The organism is Microbacterium oleivorans, assembly GCF_001644225.1.
Classification (GTDB): Bacteria; Actinomycetota; Actinomycetes; order Actinomycetales; family Microbacteriaceae; genus Microbacterium; species Microbacterium gawkjiense.
Genome location: NZ_LSTV01000003.1, coordinates 287126 through 303350 on the forward strand (window position 1 = coordinate 287126; position 16225 = coordinate 303350).

17 protein-coding genes are annotated in these 16225 nt (G+C 70.1%); 12 read left to right on the forward strand and 5 right to left on the reverse strand.

Annotation, left to right across the window (positions count from 1 at the left end):
• Positions 1 to 90 precede the first annotated feature (90 nt).
• Complete coding sequence (locus tag AYL44_RS10170; protein WP_064003168.1) at positions 91 to 1530, forward strand: cation:dicarboxylate symporter family transporter; 1440 nt, start codon at positions 91 to 93, stop codon at positions 1528 to 1530.
• A 72-nt stretch (positions 1531 to 1602) separates the two neighbouring features.
• Here the strand turns inward: AYL44_RS10170 and AYL44_RS10175 are convergent, their stop codons facing one another.
• Positions 1603 to 1785: a DUF5302 domain-containing protein gene (locus AYL44_RS10175; RefSeq protein ID WP_064003169.1), complete on the reverse strand. Its 183-nt coding sequence runs from the start codon at positions 1783 to 1785 to the stop codon at positions 1603 to 1605.
• A gap of 294 nt (positions 1786 to 2079) precedes the next feature.
• Here AYL44_RS10175 and AYL44_RS10180 point away from each other — a divergent pair, with 294 nt between their 5' ends.
• The 6 genes from AYL44_RS10180 to AYL44_RS10205 all read left to right on the forward strand — a co-directional run bounded on the left by AYL44_RS10180 (position 2080) and on the right by AYL44_RS10205 (position 8324).
• Positions 2080 to 4344, forward strand: a complete 2265-nt coding sequence (locus tag AYL44_RS10180) for a polyribonucleotide nucleotidyltransferase (protein WP_064003170.1) — start codon at positions 2080 to 2082, stop codon at positions 4342 to 4344.
• A 204-nt stretch (positions 4345 to 4548) separates the two neighbouring features.
• Positions 4549 to 5568, forward strand: a complete 1020-nt coding sequence (locus AYL44_RS10185) for an aldo/keto reductase (RefSeq protein ID WP_064003171.1) — start codon at positions 4549 to 4551, stop codon at positions 5566 to 5568.
• Positions 5569 to 5633: 65 nt separating this feature from the next.
• The gene (locus tag AYL44_RS10190; RefSeq protein ID WP_064003172.1) at positions 5634 to 6233 is read left to right on the forward strand and encodes a histidine phosphatase family protein; all 600 of its coding nucleotides are present in this window, start codon (positions 5634 to 5636) and stop codon (positions 6231 to 6233) included.
• 1 nt (position 6234) lies between these two features.
• A complete protein-coding gene (locus AYL44_RS10195) occupies positions 6235 to 7056 on the forward strand; it encodes a sulfite exporter TauE/SafE family protein (protein WP_064003173.1) in 822 nt (273 codons plus the stop codon).
• 9 nt (positions 7057 to 7065) lie between these two features.
• Positions 7066 to 7878, forward strand: coding sequence for a 4-hydroxy-tetrahydrodipicolinate reductase (locus AYL44_RS10200; RefSeq protein ID WP_064003174.1), 813 nt, complete (start codon positions 7066 to 7068; stop codon positions 7876 to 7878).
• Positions 7875 to 8324, forward strand: a complete 450-nt coding sequence (locus AYL44_RS10205; RefSeq protein WP_064003175.1) for a tetratricopeptide repeat protein — start codon at positions 7875 to 7877, stop codon at positions 8322 to 8324. Before AYL44_RS10200 ends, AYL44_RS10205 begins: the two co-directional genes overlap by 4 nt.
• 4 nt (positions 8325 to 8328) lie before the next feature.
• Here the strand turns inward: AYL44_RS10205 and AYL44_RS10210 are convergent, their stop codons facing one another.
• The 4 genes from AYL44_RS10210 to AYL44_RS10225 all read right to left on the reverse strand — a co-directional run bounded on the left by AYL44_RS10210 (position 8329) and on the right by AYL44_RS10225 (position 10728).
• Positions 8329 to 9219, reverse strand: a complete 891-nt coding sequence (locus AYL44_RS10210) for a TIGR01777 family oxidoreductase (RefSeq protein WP_064003176.1) — start codon at positions 9217 to 9219, stop codon at positions 8329 to 8331.
• Complete coding sequence (locus tag AYL44_RS10215; protein ID WP_064003177.1) at positions 9212 to 9637, reverse strand: OsmC family peroxiredoxin; 426 nt, start codon at positions 9635 to 9637, stop codon at positions 9212 to 9214. Before AYL44_RS10215 ends, AYL44_RS10210 begins: the two co-directional genes overlap by 8 nt.
• 94 nt (positions 9638 to 9731) lie before the next feature.
• Positions 9732 to 10298, reverse strand: a complete 567-nt coding sequence (locus AYL44_RS10220; protein WP_064003178.1) for a DUF4395 domain-containing protein — start codon at positions 10296 to 10298, stop codon at positions 9732 to 9734.
• Positions 10291 to 10728 (reverse strand): TlpA family protein disulfide reductase, encoded by a 438-nt coding sequence (locus tag AYL44_RS10225; protein ID WP_064003179.1) that lies wholly within the window; start codon positions 10726 to 10728, stop codon positions 10291 to 10293. The genes AYL44_RS10220 and AYL44_RS10225 overlap by 8 nt, the downstream gene beginning before the upstream one ends.
• A gap of 82 nt (positions 10729 to 10810) precedes the next feature.
• Here AYL44_RS10225 and thyX point away from each other — a divergent pair, with 82 nt between their 5' ends.
• The 5 genes from thyX to AYL44_RS10250 all read left to right on the forward strand — a co-directional run bounded on the left by thyX (position 10811) and on the right by AYL44_RS10250 (position 16205).
• Positions 10811 to 11554: an FAD-dependent thymidylate synthase gene (thyX, locus tag AYL44_RS10230; protein WP_064003180.1), complete on the forward strand. Its 744-nt coding sequence runs from the start codon at positions 10811 to 10813 to the stop codon at positions 11552 to 11554.
• 21 nt (positions 11555 to 11575) lie between these two features.
• On the forward strand, positions 11576 to 12325 hold the full coding sequence (locus tag AYL44_RS10235; RefSeq protein WP_064003181.1) for an SDR family NAD(P)-dependent oxidoreductase: 750 nt from the start codon (positions 11576 to 11578) through the stop codon (positions 12323 to 12325).
• 219 nt (positions 12326 to 12544) lie between these two features.
• A complete protein-coding gene (locus AYL44_RS10240) occupies positions 12545 to 13390 on the forward strand; it encodes a type IV toxin-antitoxin system AbiEi family antitoxin domain-containing protein (RefSeq protein WP_064003258.1) in 846 nt (281 codons plus the stop codon).
• 164 nt (positions 13391 to 13554) lie between these two features.
• Positions 13555 to 14532, forward strand: coding sequence for a 4-hydroxy-tetrahydrodipicolinate synthase (gene dapA / locus AYL44_RS10245; RefSeq protein WP_064003182.1), 978 nt, complete (start codon positions 13555 to 13557; stop codon positions 14530 to 14532).
• Positions 14529 to 16205, forward strand: a complete 1677-nt coding sequence (locus AYL44_RS10250) for a ribonuclease J (protein ID WP_064003183.1) — start codon at positions 14529 to 14531, stop codon at positions 16203 to 16205. The genes dapA and AYL44_RS10250 overlap by 4 nt, the downstream gene beginning before the upstream one ends.
• Positions 16206 to 16225: the final 20 nt, after the last annotated feature.

Below are 16225 nucleotides of genomic sequence, written 5' to 3' on the forward strand. Positions count from 1 at the left end.
ACAACTGCGGATGCCGGTCCGCGAGGCGCACGCTGATCCTCGTCGACACCGCCGTCGGCTCACGACAAAGACTGTCACGCAGGAGAGATCATGGCCCTCACAACCTCGTTCCGGCTCCCCGGATACAACCCCCGCCGCGGCAAGCAGGCCTGGGACAAGCACACCTGGCTATACGTCTCGGTGATCATCGCGGTGGTCCTCGGCTGCGTCGTCGGGCTCATCTGGCCGACCTTCGCCGTCGAGTTGGAACCGGTCGGCAAGGCGTTCGTCAACCTCATCAAGATGATGATCGCGCCGATCATCTTCTGCACGATCGTCGTCGGGGTCGGCTCCATCGCCAAGGCCGCGACGGTCGGTCGCATCGGCGGCCTCGCGCTGCTCTACTTCATGGCGATGTCGACATTCGCCCTGGGGATCGGTCTCGTGGTCGGCAACATCATCCACCCGGGTGAGGGCCTCAACATGCAGAGCGCCACCTACGACACGGACTCGCTGCCCGAGGCCAAGACGACGAGCGAGTTCCTCATCGGCATCATCCCGACGACCTTCTTCTCGGCGTTCACCGGAGAGAGCGTCCTGCAGGTCCTGTTCATCGCGCTCCTGGTCGGCTTCGCGCTGCAGAAGATGGGTGCCAAGGGCGAGCCCATCATGAACGCGGTCAAGAACCTCCAGGCCCTCGTGTTCCGCATCCTCGGCATGATCCTCTGGCTCGCCCCGATCGGTGCGTTCGGCGCCATCGCCGCCGTCGTCGGCAAGACCGGTGTCGCTGCGATCCTGAGCCTCGGCCTCCTGATGATCGCCTTCTACATCACGTGCATCGTGTTCATCGTCGGCGTCCTCGGCACCCTCCTGTACGCCGTCGCCCGCATCAACATCTTCCAGGTGATGAAGTACCTCGGCCGCGAGTACCTGCTCATCGTGGGCACCTCCTCGAGCGAGTCGGCACTGCCGCGCCTGATCGCCAAGATGGAGCACCTCGGCGTCTCCAAGCCCGTCGTGGGCATCACGGTCCCCACCGGGTACTCGTTCAACCTCGACGGCACCGCGATCTACCTGACGATGGCGTCGCTGTTCATCGCCGCCGGCATGGGCGCGCCGATGTCGATCCCCGAGCAGATCGGTCTCCTGGTCTTCATGATCATCGCCTCCAAGGGCGCCGCCGGTGTCACCGGTGCGGGCCTGGCGACCCTCGCGGGCGGTCTGCAGGCCTACCGCCCCGACCTCGTCAACGGCGTCGGCGTCATCGTCGGCATCGACCGGTTCATGTCCGAGGGCCGTGCGCTCACGAACTTCACCGGCAACGCCGTCGCGACGCTCCTCATCGGCACGTGGACGAAGCAGATCGATCGCGAGCAGGTCGCCGCGGTCCTCGCGGGGCAGCGACCCTTCGACGAGTCGACGCTCACGGGTCACGGCGTCTCGGACGACACCGGCGCCGTCGACACGACGGGCCTCGGTGACGCCGCCCTCGACGAGGCGGCGGCCAAGGAGGAGCGCGCACGCCGCCGCGCGGAGGTGGCCTCGCACTGACGCGACACGAACGCGGCGGGCCCGGACAGCCAGAAGGCGTCCGGGCCCGCCGTCATGTCGGGCCGCTCGGGCTCAGCCGCTCTTGCGTCGGAACTCGCGCTTGGTGACGGCGCCGTGCGTCCCGTGCACGGCGGAGTCCCCGTCCAGGTGGGCTTCACCCTTCCGGCTCTGCGCGTTCTTCTTCTCGAGCGCCTCGCGGAACTTCCGCTTCATGTCTTCGGATGCCGCGTCCGCGGTCTTCTCGTCGTCGCTCATGCCGCCACGATACGCACTCCGAAGGGTCCGCTGATAGGCTGGGTCGGGTTGCCCGCGGTTCTCATCGCGGCATCCGCTCAACTTCACAGTGAGCTCATGGAGCAGGCCCGGCAGGAAGCTGGTCCCCTGTGGTGGATTCCCATCCCGTTCCCGCGGATGGTGGTCTTCGACTGGTGGCCAGCGCAGGCGGTCCTCGCGGATTCTCCGCGCGCCCATATCTGCCTGTTCCTGCTCCTTCGCACGATCTCGCTCGCGAAACGCGCGTGCGAGTCTAAACAAAGAAGGAGAGACCTCTTGGAAGGTCCTGAAATCACCGCCGCCGAAGCCGTCCTCGACAACGGACGCTTCGGCACCCGCACCGTCCGGTTCGAGACCGGACGCCTCGCCCAGCAGGCGCAGGGCGCCGTCGCCGCCTACCTCGACGAGGAGACGATGCTCCTGTCGGCCACCAGCGCCGGCAAGCACCCCCGTGAGGGCTTCGACTTCTTCCCGCTGACCGTCGACGTCGAAGAGCGTTCGTACGCGGCGGGCAAGATCCCCGGCTCGTTCTTCCGTCGCGAGGGTCGTCCCTCGACGGAGGCGATCCTCGTCTGCCGCCTCATCGACCGGCCGCTGCGTCCGTCGTTCGTCGACGGCCTCCGCAACGAGGTCCAGATCGTCGTGACGGTGCTGTCCATCGCGCCCGGCGAGTACTACGACGCCCTCGCGATCAACGCGGCCTCCGCGTCGACGCAGATCTCGGGTCTGCCGTTCTCGGGCCCGATCGCCGGTGTGCGCCTCGCGCTCATCCCCGGTCACGGCGAGCACGCCGACCAGTGGGTCGCGTTCCCGAACCAGAAGCAGGTCGAGGAGGCCGTGTTCGACCTCATGGTCGCCGGTCGCGTCCTGCCCGACGGCGACGTCGCGATCATGATGGTCGAGGCCGAGGCCACCGAGAACTCGTGGAACCTCATCAAGGGCGGCGCCGTCAAGCCGAGCGAGGACATCGTCGCCGGTGGCCTCGAGGCCGCCAAGCCGTTCCTCAAGCAGCTCGTCGAGGCGCAGGCGCAGATGGCCGCCGAGTCCTCGCGCGAGCCGGGCGTCTACCCCGTCTTCCCGCCGTACAGCTCCGAGGTCTACGACTTCGTGGCCGGCCGCGCCTACGACGACCTGGTGAACGTGTACCAGATCGCCGACAAGCAGGAGCGTCAGGCTGCCGACGACGCCGTGAAGGACCGCGTCAAGGCCGAGCTCATCGCGGCCGTCGAGGCGGAGCAGCTGCCCGCCGGCGCCCCGATCGAGTTCTCCGCCGCGTACAAGTCGGTGACGAAGGTCGTCGTCCGCGGCCGCATCCTCTCCGAGGGCGTCCGCATGGACGGCCGCGGGCTGGCCGACATCCGTCCGCTCGACGCCGAGGTGCAGGTCATCCCGCGCGTCCACGGCTCGGCGATCTTCCAGCGCGGCGAGACCCAGATCCTGGGTGTCACCACGCTGAACATGCTCAAGATGGAGCAGCAGATCGACTCGCTGTCGCCCACGACGAGCAAGCGCTACATGCACCACTACAACTTCCCGCCCTACTCGACCGGTGAGACCGGCCGAGTCGGCAGCCCGAAGCGTCGCGAGATCGGACACGGCTTCCTCGCCGAGCGCGCCCTCGTGCCCGTGCTGCCCAGCCGCGAGGAGTTCCCGTACGCGATCCGTCAGGTGTCCGAGGCGCTCGGCTCCAACGGCTCGACGTCGATGGGTTCGGTGTGCGCCTCGACCCTGTCGCTGCTGAACGCCGGTGTGCCGCTGCGCGCACCCGTCGCCGGCATCGCGATGGGTCTCGTGACCGACGAGGTCGACGGCCAGACGCGCTACGCCGCGCTGACCGACATCCTCGGTGCCGAGGATGCCCTCGGCGACATGGACTTCAAGGTCGCCGGCACGAGCGAGTTCATCACCGCGATCCAGCTCGACACGAAGCTCGACGGCATCCCGTCGTCGGTGCTCGCCGCCGCGCTGACGCAGGCGAAGGACGCCCGCCTCACGATCCTCAACGTCCTGAACTCGGCGATCGACGCGCCCGACGAGATGGCGCCCACCGCGCCGCGCGTCATCAGCGTGCAGATCCCGGTCGACAAGATCGGCGAGCTGATCGGCCCCAAGGGCAAGACGATCAACGCGATCCAGGACGAGACCGGCGCGCAGATCTCGATCGAGGACGACGGCACGGTCTACATCGGCGCCGTGGACGGACCCTCGGCCGAGGCCGCGCGCGCGCAGGTCAACGCCATCGCGAACCCGACCAACCCCGAGGTCGGCGAGCAGTTCCTGGGCACGGTCGTCAAGATCGCGACCTTCGGTGCGTTCGTCTCGCTCCTGCCCGGCAAGGACGGTCTGCTGCACGTCAGCGAGGTCCGCAAGCTCGCCGGCGGCAAGCGCGTCGAGAACGTCGAGGACGTCCTCGGTGTCGGTCAGAAGATCCTGGTCCGCATCACCAAGATCGACGACCGCGGCAAGCTGTCGCTCGAGCCCGTGGTCGAGGAGTCGGCTCCTGCCGGCGACGCGGCCGCCGAGGCGCCGGCCGAGGCCTGATCCTCCTCTGACGAACGCCCGTCCTCTTCGGAGGGCGGGCGTTCGCCGTTCGCCGGCCGGCCCCGTTGCGCAACCGTTATCGAAACGTCATCGTCCACGGGGCGGCTGTGCACGCCGCGTCCGAGGGCTGTTCTACCCTCGGAGTGAGCGCACCCGGCGGCGCATGGACGCATGTCTCCCCGAGCGCTCTGCAAGGAGACGGGCATGGCAGCGTTCGAAACGGCGGATCCGACGTCGCCGAGCGCCGCGCCCACCCTGCACCCCTCCGGTCCGCTGCCCGTCCACGGCGCTCCCGTGGGCCGCACCGTGCGCGTCCCCCTGGGCGAGACCGGGTTCTCGGTGTTCCCGCTCATCCTCGGCGGCGGCGAGTTCGGCTGGCACGTCGACATCGCGGCGGCCCACGCCATCCTCGACCGCTACGTCGACCGCGGCGGCAATGCACTCCACACCTCCGACAGCTACGCCGCCGGTCGCAGCGAGCACGCCATCGGCAGATGGATGGCGGCCCGGCGCAACCGCGACGACATCGTCCTCACGGTCCGGGTCGGTCGCGGTGCCGACAACCCCGGTCTCGGCCCGGTCAACCTCGTGCGGGCCGTCGAGGCATCCCTCATCCGACTCGGCACCGACCGGATCGACGTGCTGTCCCTCGACGGCACCTCCGACCGCACCACCATGCTCGAGGACACCCTCGCCACGGCGGAGTGGCTCGTCGAGTCGGGCAAGGTGCGCGCCATCGGCGCCGCGGGCTACCGCGCCGCGCAGCTGGTGGAGGCTCGCATCCTGTCGGCGGCCGGATACCCCCGCTTCACGGTGCTCGACGTGCCGTACAACGTGCTCCGGCGCGACGAGTTCGACGGCGATCTGCGACTGGTCGCCGGAGCGCAGGGCATCGCCGTCACGCCGTCGCAGGCCCTCGAGCACGGGTACCTGTCGGGAATGCATCGCGACCGCGACCACGTCGGGGGCACGGTGCGCGGTCGCCAGTTGGCGGCGAGTATGAACCGTCGAGGCGCGCGCACCCTGCGGGCGCTCGACCGCATCTCGGGCGAGCTCGCGGTGCCGCCCGCCGCTGTCGCCATCGCCTGGCTGCTCGCGCAACGGATCGTCGCGGCGCCGATCGTCAACGCCTACGCCGTCGCCCACGTCGACGAACTCGTGCAGGGTGTCGGCGTGCACCTCAGTCGAGCGCACCTCGCCGAGATCGCGCGGGCCACCGACTGAGGCTGGTTTAGGGTGGAAGGAGCCGGGGCAACGCCCGGTGCACTTTCGACGAAGCGAGCAGACACGTGACGCACTATCTGTATCTGGTGCGCCACGGCGAGCACCTCGATGCCGAGCACGGGCTCGCCGACGGGCCGCTTTCGCCGCGCGGTCGTCGGCAGGCCGAGCTTCTCGCCGACCGCCTCTCGGGCGTCCCGCTCACCGCTGTGTGGCACTCACCGCTGGTGCGTGCGGCCGAGACCGCTCGCGCTGTCGCCGAGCGCCTGCCCGCGGTCGACCCCGAGCCCACCGCTCTGCTCTTCGACTGCGTGCCGAGTGGCATGACGCCGGACACCCCGCACGTGTACGAGCCGTTCTTCGGGGGAGTGACCGAGGCCGAGGCCGACGCGGGAGCCGCGCAGATGGCGGATGCCGGGGTGGAGTTCCTCGCCCACCGTCCCCACGCGCACGAACTCCTCATCACGCACAACTTCGTCATCGCCTGGTTCGTCCGCGAGGTCCTGCAGGCGCCGGAGTGGCGCTGGCTCACGATCAACCAGGCGCACTGCGGTCTGACGGTCCTGGCGCAGCGTCCGGGTCGCCCGTGGACCCTCGTGGCCCACAACGACCTCGCACACCTCCCGGTCGAGCTGCGGACGGGTCTGCCCGACATCCTCTCGGTGTGAGGTGCTGACCGGCCCTCTCCTCGCCGAGTGGCTCCCCGTCTCCGCGAGCGCCCTGTTGTTCCTCGTCGTCGCCGCCGGGGTCGCCGGCTGGGTGGACGCCGTCGTCGGGGGAGGCGGCCTCATCCAGCTCCCCGCCCTCGTGATCGGGGTGCCGAAGGACGTCGCGACGCCGTTCATCCTCGGGACGAACAAGCTCTCATCCTTCTTCGGCACGCTCTCGGCCAGCTGGGTCTACCTGCGTCGGGTCCGGGTCCACCTCACCCTCCTGATCCCGCTCGTCGCCGGGGCGTTCGCCGGGTCCGCCGTGGGTGCGGCCCTCTCGCGGTACGTGCCGCGTGAGCTCCTGACCCCCGTCGTGCTCGTCGCCGTCGTCGCCGTCGGCGTATACACGCTGCTGCGGCCGCGCATGGGGCTGCACCATGAGCCGCGACACACGGATCGCCGGGCGGTGGTGTGGCGCTCGGGCGTCATCGGTCTCGGCGTCGGTTTCTACGACGGCATCCTCGGGCCGGGCACCGGGTCGTTCTTCGTCATCCTCCTCGTCGGCGTCCTCGGCTTCGGGTTCCTGCAGGCGAGTGTGAACGCCAAGATCGCGAACCTCACGACGAACCTGGCCGCGCTCATCGTCTACGGCGTTCACGGCGAGATCATCCTCGCCCTGGGTCTGCTGATGGCGTGCGCCAACATCGCCGGTGGCCTCCTCGGCGCGCGGATGGCCACCCGCGGCGGCAACGGCTTCGTCCGCGTCGTGTTCCTCGTCGTCCTCGGCCTGCTGGTCGTCAAGCTCGCGTGGGACACGATCGTGTCGTTCCTGCCCGCCTAGGCTGGTGGCATGACGACGCGCGTGGCCCTCGTGGGCGGGACCGGCAAACTCGGCGGGATCATCGCCCAGGTGATCGCAGCGACCGACGGATACGAGACGGTCGCCGTCCTCGGGTCCTCGAGCGACCTCGCCGAGCTCGACGGAGCCGATCTCGTCGTCGACGCCTCGACCCCGGCCGTCTCGATCGACGTCGTCCGCGCCGCGATCGAGCGCGGCAGGAACGTCCTCGTCGGCACCTCCGGATGGTCCGCCGAGCGCATCGCGCTCGTCCGTCCGCTGGTGGATGCCGCCGGCACGGGCGCCGTCTTCATCCCGAACTTCTCGCTGGGTTCGGTGATCGGGTCCGCGCTGGCCGCGGCATCCGCTCCCTTCTTCCCCTCGATCGAGATCGTCGAGACCCACCGCGAGACGAAGGTCGATTCGCCCAGCGGCACGGCCGTCCGCACCGCGGAGCTCATCGCCGCGGCGCGGTCGGAGGTCGGACCCGTCGAGGCGCCGCACGTCGACCAGCGCGCGCGGGGTCAGCAGATCGCCAGCGTCCCCGTCCACTCGCTCCGCCGACCGGGTGTCATCGCCCGCCAGGAGACGATCCTGTCGGGGCCGGGGGAGTCGCTCACGATCGTCCACGACACCGTGGACCCTGCCGCGGCCTATGCCCCCGGCATCCGCGTGGCACTCGATGCCGCCCGTGACGCGTCGGGGATCGTCGTCGGTCTCGACGCGATGATCGACATCGGGATCCGGATGCCGCACACCGCCCGCACCGTGCCGGTCGCCGACGGGGACGTCTCGGGCCAGGTCGCCGCGACGACCGCCCGATGAGGACCCGCATCGGCGTCGGGATCGTCGCCGTCGTCCTCGTCCTCTACATCGCCCTCGTCGCGCAGCGCGCCGTGCTGCTCGTGGCGAGCGGCGATCCGGTGGGCATCGCGATGGGGATCGCCCTCGTGCTCCTGCCCGTCGTGGCGATGTGGGCGCTGTGGCGCGAGTTGAGCTTCGGTCTGGGCGCGCAGCGGCTCGGCCGACGACTCGAGGCCGAGGGTGGCCTGCCGGAGGAGGAACTCTCGCTGCGCCCGAGCGGGCGCCCCGTGCAGGCCGAGGCCGATGCGCTCTTCCCGGCGTACCGCGACGCCGTCGAGCGCGACCCCGACGACTGGCGCGCCTGGTACCGGATGGGGCTCCTTTACGACGGTGCGGGCGACCGCCGGCGCGCACGCAGCGCCATCCGCACCGCGATCTCGCGCGAGCGCGCCGACCGTCGCGGCTGACCGGTCAGACGGCCGCCGCCACGGCGTCCTCGACGGTCGGATGCCGGAACGTGAAGCCCGACTCGAGCAGCACCGCCGGGACGACGTGCGTGTCGTTGGCGAGCAGTGCCTCGACCGCGTCCTTGCCGAGCACGAGCCGGACCGCCCACAGGGGCGCGCGCAGCACGTACGGGCGGTTCAGGCGGCGTGCCAGGGCGAACCCGAGGTCGTTCGCGGTGGCGCGTTCGGGCCCCGTCAGGTTGACCGGTCCCGTGATCCCGCGGTCGATGACGTGGCGGATCGCTCGGACCTCGTCCTCGAGCGAGATCCACGGCCACACCTGCGTGCCGCGGCCGAGCGGCCCCGACAGGCCGAGCTTGGTGAGCAGCAGCAGCGGCTTCAGCACGCCGTCCCGGTGGACGACGGGGGCGGTGCGCAGCAGTGCGGTGCGGACACCCGATGCGGTCGCCGCGGACTCCCACTCGCCGCAGAGGTCCGACAGGAACGCGTCGCCGCGCGGACCCGACTCGTCGAAGGTCCGGCCGTGCGCGTCGGGCGGGTAGTACCCGGTCGCCGAGGAGCTCACGAACAGCGGCGCCTCGTCCGCGAGCTCGCGGAGGGCGCGGGCGAGTGTCTGCGTCGGATGGATGCGCGACCACACCAGCGTCTTCTTGTACGACGGCGTCCACGGGAAGCGCCCGATCGTCGCGCCGTTGAAGTTCACGACGGCCGTAGCCCCAGCGAGCACCTGGGGGTCGAGCGGCGATTCGCCCGGCGCCCAGGTCACCTCGTCGGGGGCCTGCGCCTCGTGGCGGACGAGTCGCGTGACGGTGTACCCGTCGGCCCGCAGCGAATCGACGAGCGCCCGTCCGATCAGACCCGACGCCCCCGAGACAACGACGCGGCGATCAGGCAAGCGTCGCCTCGAGCGTGATCTCGATGCCGGAGAGGGCTGCCGAGACGGGGCATCCCGCCTTCGCCTCGTTGGCGATGCGGTCGAAGTCCTCCGCCGAGAGGCCGGGCACCGACGCGTTGACGTTCAGGTGCGAGCCGGTGATCCCGGTGCCGGGGATGAAGGTGACGGATGCCGTGGTCTCGACGCTCTCGGGCGGGGTGCCGTTCTCGGCGAGGGCGTTGGAGAGGGCCATGCTGAAGCACGACGAGTGCGCGGCGGCGATGAGTTCCTCGGGCGTCGTCACCGAGGTGGACCCCTCGCTCCGCGCCTTCCAGTTGACCGCGAACGGTCCCTGGTTGGAGCTCTCGAGGGCGACCTCGCCCGACCCTTCGAACAGGGTGCCCTTCCAGCTGGTGGTGGCTTCGCTCGTGACGCTCATGGTGTCTCCTCGGTCGTGGTCGTGACGGATCGCTGCCGAGCCTAAACCTCGACCATGAGCGTGCGATATGACTTGACGCGGCCGCAGCGGAGCGTCAGGCGGTACGGCCCACGAGGCCGACGCGCTGCAGGACCAGCCACAACTGGCATCCGAGGCACAGCCCGAACACGGCGTTGAGGAACGCGGCCATGAAGGCGAGGCCCGCGGCGATCGGGAGCGCCACCGGGACGCCCATCACGTGGAGCAGCAGACCGACGGTGGTGACGAAGAGTCCGACGCCCTGGGCGAAACGGGGTGGACGGGGGTCCTCGAGGTCGGTCGGGGGAGCGAGGCGGGGCTGGATGAGGCGGCGGTAGAGCACACCCCACGGCGCGGTGCGGGGAGAGGCGACACCCCACAGGAACAGCAGCGCGATGACGAGGACGGCGAGGAAGCCGAGGTCGAGGATTCGCATGGGCAGCGGCGTGAACGGAAGCACCCATCCGCTGATCGGAACGATGAACATGCCGCCGCCCAGCGGGGAGAGCCAGCCGAATCCGGCGTCGGTGTGAGCGGTCGAGCTCCCCAGCAGCGCCAGCAGCGTCGCAACGAGCAACAGCATCGCCGTGACGGATGCCGCGAACCGCGGCCCGCGCGGATCGATCCCGCGCACCTCAGCCACGGCCGGCTCCCGTGGTCACCCGGTCGAGCTCCATCTCGACGACCTGGCGTCCGGGTGTGCCGCCGAACCGGGAGCGCACGACGCCGTGCTTGTCGAGGATGAGGGTGGTCGGGGTCTGCAGGACCCGGAAGTGCTGCGCGATGTCGACGCGGTGGGTGAGGTCGACGTCGAGGTGGATGACCCCGTCCCGCTCGTCCGCGATCTCGCGGAGCGTGCGGTGGACGCCCGGGCACCGGCCGCACATCTCGGTGCTGAACTGCAGCAGGGTCGCCTCGTCGCCGAGCCGCTCCGCGCCCAGGCGGGTCGGCTCGACGACCTCCTGCGGGTCGAAGGGACGCGGCCGGTTCTGCCGCCACCGCAGCGTGAGACCGATGCCGACGGTGACCGCGAGCAGCGCGGTCAGCACGACGATGGCGGGGAGGAGTTCCATGACCGCTCCACAGTAATGCCGGCCGCGGTGCCGGGGCGCCGCGGCGTCATCCGGCGTCACCCCGGCGGGTAGTGTGTGAGCCGTGAGTGAGCGCGCCGACAGCCCCGAGATCGAGTTCCGCAGCGATGTCACCGTCGAGCTGGTGCGCTCGTCGGCATCCGACAGTGACGTGCTCTTCGCGGCCCGGGTCTCGACCCAGGGCGAGCAGACCCTCGAGGCCGCCGCCGAGGGCACCGAGGCGACGGGACGCGACCGCGGCCTCATCAACTACCTCATGCGCGACCGCCACGGTTCGCCGTTCGAGCACAACTCGATGACCTTCTACGTCCAGGCGCCGATCTTCGTGTTCCGCGAGTTCATGCGGCACCGCATGGCGTCCTACAACGAGGAGTCGGGCCGCTACCGCGAGCTGCGTCCCGTCTTCTACGTCCCGGCCCCCGAGCGCAATCTCGTCCAGGTCGGCAAGCCCGGCGCCTACCAGTTCCTTCCCGGGTCCGAGGAGCAGGTCGAGCTCGTCGCCCGCGAGTCGCGCGCGGCATCCGTCGCCGCTTTCGAGAGCTATCAGCGGATGCTGGATGCCGGCATCGCCCGCGAGGTCGCCCGCATCGTCCTGCCGCTGAACATCATGTCCTCGATGTACGTGACGGTGAACGCTCGGTCGCTGATGAATTTCCTGTCGCTGCGCACCACCCGCGAGGGCACGCACTTCCCGTCGTTCCCGCAGCGCGAGATCGAGATGTGCGCCGAGAAGATGGAGAACGTGTGGCGCGAGCTCATGCCGCTCACGTACGCCGCCTTCAACGCGAACGGTCGCGTCGCCCCCTGACCCGCTCCTAGGCTGGCGCGCATGAGTCGCACCGCCCTCGTCACCGGAGCCAGCTCCGGGATCGGCGCCGAGTACGCCCGTCAGTTGTCGTCCCGCGGCGCCGAGGTCGTCCTCGTCGGCCGCGACGCCGACGCGCTGCGCGCTCTCGTCGACGAGATCGCGGCGGCCGGAGGGCGGGCCGAGCTCCTCGTGGCCGACCTGCTCGATCCCGCCGAGCGGCGGCGCGTCGAGGAGCGCGCGGCGGGTGTCGACGTGCTCGTCAACTGCGCTGGCTACGGCCTGCGCCGCGCGTTCGAGGAGAGCGACATCGACGAGGAGGCCCGTCACCTCGAGCTCCACGCCGAGGTGACGATGCGTCTCACCCGTGCCGCGCTGCCCGCCATGCTCGAGCGCGGCAGTGGCCGCATCCTGAACGTCGCCTCGGTGGCGGGGCTGGTCCCGCGGGGCACCTACGGAGCCGCCAAGGCGTGGGTCGTGAGTTTCAGCCGGTGGGCGAACGCCGTCTACGCGCCCCGCGGCGTGACGGTCACGGCGGTGTGTCCGGGCTTCGTCCACACGAACTTCCACGAGCGGCTCGGCCTGCCGCCCGGACAGGAGGGCGTCCCCGGATGGATGTGGCTGGAAGCCCCTCAAGTGGTGCGCACCTCGCTGCGCGATGCCGCTCGCGGCCGTGCCGTCAGCATCCCCTCGTTCCGGTACAAGGCGCTGGTCGCCGTCTCGCGCCTGCTGCCCGACCGCGTGGTGGTACCCGCCGCCTCCCGCGGCCGCTGACCCGGAAGACCGCTCTCCCCGCCGACACGCCGCCGCGCGGCCGTTCTCTGCGGCGTGTCTCCGGTCTACCGGTCATCTGCCTCCGGATGCCGGGTGGCATCGCCTCCTCCCACGAGATCCGCCCGCTCCCGGTGTCCACAGGTGCGGCGACTCCGCTGCGGATCCAGGCCGGACGCCGCCACGCTCGATCGGGTGCTTCCCACCGCCGTTGCCACCGTCGTGTCCCAAGGGGGAGTCGCGAGGACGCGGACCCTTCGGAACGCAGGAGTGACGGATGCCGCACTCCGTGCCGCGGTCGAGGCGGGTCTCCTCCTTCGGGCACGACAGGGCGTGTACGCCCTCCCCGATACCGCCCCCGCCGTACTAGAGGCACTGCGAGGGCGGGGTCGGGTCGCCTGCCTCAGCGCCGCGCGACATCACGGGCTCTGGACCCTCGACGGGGGACCGCACTCGCAGACTCACATCTGGGTCGATCCCGACCGACACACCGTCCCCGCGCCCGTCGGCGTCGTCGTCCACCGAGACGGCCACCGTGCACCGCGTCGCCTCGAGACGGTCGACCTCGCCCACTGCCTGAGCCAGATTGCCCGATGCGCCGGCGCGGAGGCCTTTCTCTGCGCGCTCGAATCCGCGCTGCGGCAGGGACTCCTCACGCACGGCGAACGGGAAGAGCTGCGAACCGCGGTACCCGTCGGCATCCGTCCGCTGGTCGATCTCGCGCGAGCGGATGCGGACAGCGGGCTCGAAACGCTCATCCGGTATCGACTACACCTCCTCGGCATCCCCTGCCTCTCCCAGGTCGCTATTCCCGGCGTCGGCAGAGTCGACCTGGTCGTGGGGGACTGCCTCATCATCGAGGCCGACGGTCGAACGCATGAAGGCGAGGGCAGGCACCGCGACCTCGTTCGCGATGCGGTCGCGACGACCCTCGGCTTCGTGACCCTGAGATTCGACGCGGCGATGATCCTCCACGATTGGCCCACGGTCGAGTCCGCTTTCCTCGGGGTCCTCGCACGCGGCGGTCACGAGTCCGACTTCGGCCGTCGCGTCCGTGCCGCCTTCTGATCGAAAGACCGGTGAACGGGCCGGCGCGCCGCTCACTCGGCGGTCATCCGGGCGCGCCCTCCACCTGACCGGTCTTCTCTGCCCGACCCCGACCGCGCGCCCGACCCAGCCTCCCGACCACCACCCCGCACGACCGACGGACCCCGACCGGTACCCTGGGAACCATGACGCACTCCGCCAATCCGTTCGGTCAGGTGCTCGTCGCGCTCGTCACTCCGATGACGGCCGACGGCGAGGTCGATTGGCCCGCGGTCGAGAAGCACATCGACGACGTCATCACCGGTGGCGCCGACGGCATCGTCGTGACCGGCACGACCGGTGAGACCAGCACGCTGACGGATGCCGAGAAGCTGAAGCTCGTCGAGGTCGGCAAGTCCGTCTCCTCGGGTCGCGCCAAGATCATCACGGGCGGCGGCTCCAACGAGACCGCCCACGCGATCGAGCTCTACAAGGCGAGCGAGAAGGCCGGCGCGGACGGCATCATGATCGTCACGCCGTATTACAACAAGCCCACCCAGGCCGGCATCCTGACGCATTTCCGCCTCGTCGCCGACGCGACGGACCTGCCCGTCATCCTCTACGACATCCCCGGGCGCACGGGTGTGCCGATCAAGTACGAGACGATCCTGCGCCTCGCCAAGCACCCGAACATCCTCGCGGTGAAAGACGCCAAGGGCGACTTCAGCGAGGTCAGCCGCGTCCTCAACCAGACGGACCTGTTGTACTTCTCGGGCGACGACGCCAACGTCCTGCCGCACCTCTCGATCGGCGCCGCCGGCCTCATCGGCGTCACGGCGAACATCACGTCCGCTCCCTACCGGGTGATCGTGGATGCCGTGAACCGGGGCGACCTCAAGACCGCGACCGCCGCGCATCAGAAGCTCGAACCCCTCGTCCGCGCCGTGATGACCCACGTCCCGGGCACCGTGAGTGCGAAGTACATCCTCCACGGACTCGGCCGCATCTCCAGCCCGCGCGTGCGTCTGCCGCTCGTCGGGCCGGAGGAGTGGGAAGCCGCCCTCATCGAGGACGAGCTTGCCCTCGTCGCGGATGTCGACGGTGCCGACTTCTCCAACTTCCGACCTGACCGCAATGCCGCCGCCGGCGGCGCCCTCCCGAAGGTGCATGGAACAACTCGATGACCACTCCCGTCTCCGCCCCTGAAGCACTCGCGCCCGGCACGCTGCGGGTGACCCCCGTCGGCGGACTCGGTGAGGTCGGCCGCAACATGACGGTCTTCGAGTTCGACGGCAAGCTGCTCATCGTCGACTGCGGCGTGCTGTTCCCCGAGGAGCACCAGCCCGGCGTCGACCTGATCCTGCCCGACTTCGAGGCGATCCGCGGCCGGCTCGACGACATCGTCGGCGTCGTCCTCACGCACGGTCACGAGGACCACATCGGTGCGGTGCCCTACCTCCTCAAGCGCAAAGGCGACATCCCCCTCATCGGGTCGCAGCTGACCCTCGCCCTCGTCGAGGCGAAGCTCAAGGAGCACCGGATCAAGCCGTACACGCTCACGGTGAAGGAGGGGCAGCGCGAGCAGGTCGGTCCCTTCGACCTCGAGTTCGTCGCGGTGAACCACTCCATCCCGGATGCGCTGGCCGTCGGCATCCGCACCCCCGCGGGCCTCGTCCTCGCGACCGGCGACTTCAAGATGGACCAGCTGCCGCTCGACGGTCGCCTCACGGACCTCCGCGCGTTCGCCCGTCTCGGCGAGGAGGGAGTCGACCTCTTCCTCGTCGATTCCACGAACGCCGACGTGCCCGGCTTCACCCCGCTCGAGCGCGCCATCGGGCCGGTGCTCGACCAGGTGATCGGCAAGGCGCCGCGCCGCGTCATCGTCGCGAGCTTCTCGAGCCACGTGCACCGCGTCCAGCAGGTCATCGACGCCGCCGCCGCGCACGGACGGCGGGTCGCGTTCCTCGGCCGGTCCATGGTCCGCAACATGACGATCGCCGAGCAGCTCGGCTACCTCCACGTCCCCGACGGCGTGCTGATCGACTACAAGAAGGCCAAGGACCTCCCCGACGACCGCATCGTCTACATGTCGACGGGTTCGCAGGGCGAGCCGATGGCCGTGCTGTCGCGGATGGCGAACCTCGACCACGCGATCGAGCCGGGCGAGGGTGACACGGTCATCCTGGCCTCGAGTCTCATCCCGGGCAACGAGAACGCCGTGTACCGCGTGATCGACGGGCTGACCAAGCTCGGGGCGAACGTCGTCCACAAGGCGAACGCGAAGGTCCACGTCTCGGGCCACGCCGCCGCCGGTGAGCTCCTCTACTGCTACAACATCCTGAAGCCGAAGAACGTCCTGCCCGTGCACGGCGAGTACCGCCACTTGATGGCCAACGCCAAGCTCGCGCAGGACAGCGGCATCCCCGCCGAGAACACGATCCTCGCCGAGAACGGCACTGTCATCGACCTGAAGGACGGGGTGGCTCGTGTCGTGGGTCAGCTCGACCTCGGGTTCGTGTACGTCGACGGGTCGTCTGTCGGCGAGATCACGGACGCCGACCTGAAGGACCGTCGCATCCTGGGTGAGGAGGGGTTCATCTCCGTCATCGTCGTGGTGGATGCCGCGACCGGCCGCATCGTCACGGGTCCTGAGATCCACGCGCGCGGCGTCGCGGAGGACGACGCGGTGTTCGACTCCGTGAAGCCGAAGATCGCCCAGGCGCTCACCGAGGCCGCCCAGTCGGGTGTCCGCGACCAGCACGCCCTGCAGCAGGTCGTGCGCCGCACGATCGGGCGCTGGGTCAACCAGTCGCTGCGTCGCCGGCCGATGATCGTCCCCATGGTGATCGAAGCCTGACGAGGCCGCTACCATTCGGG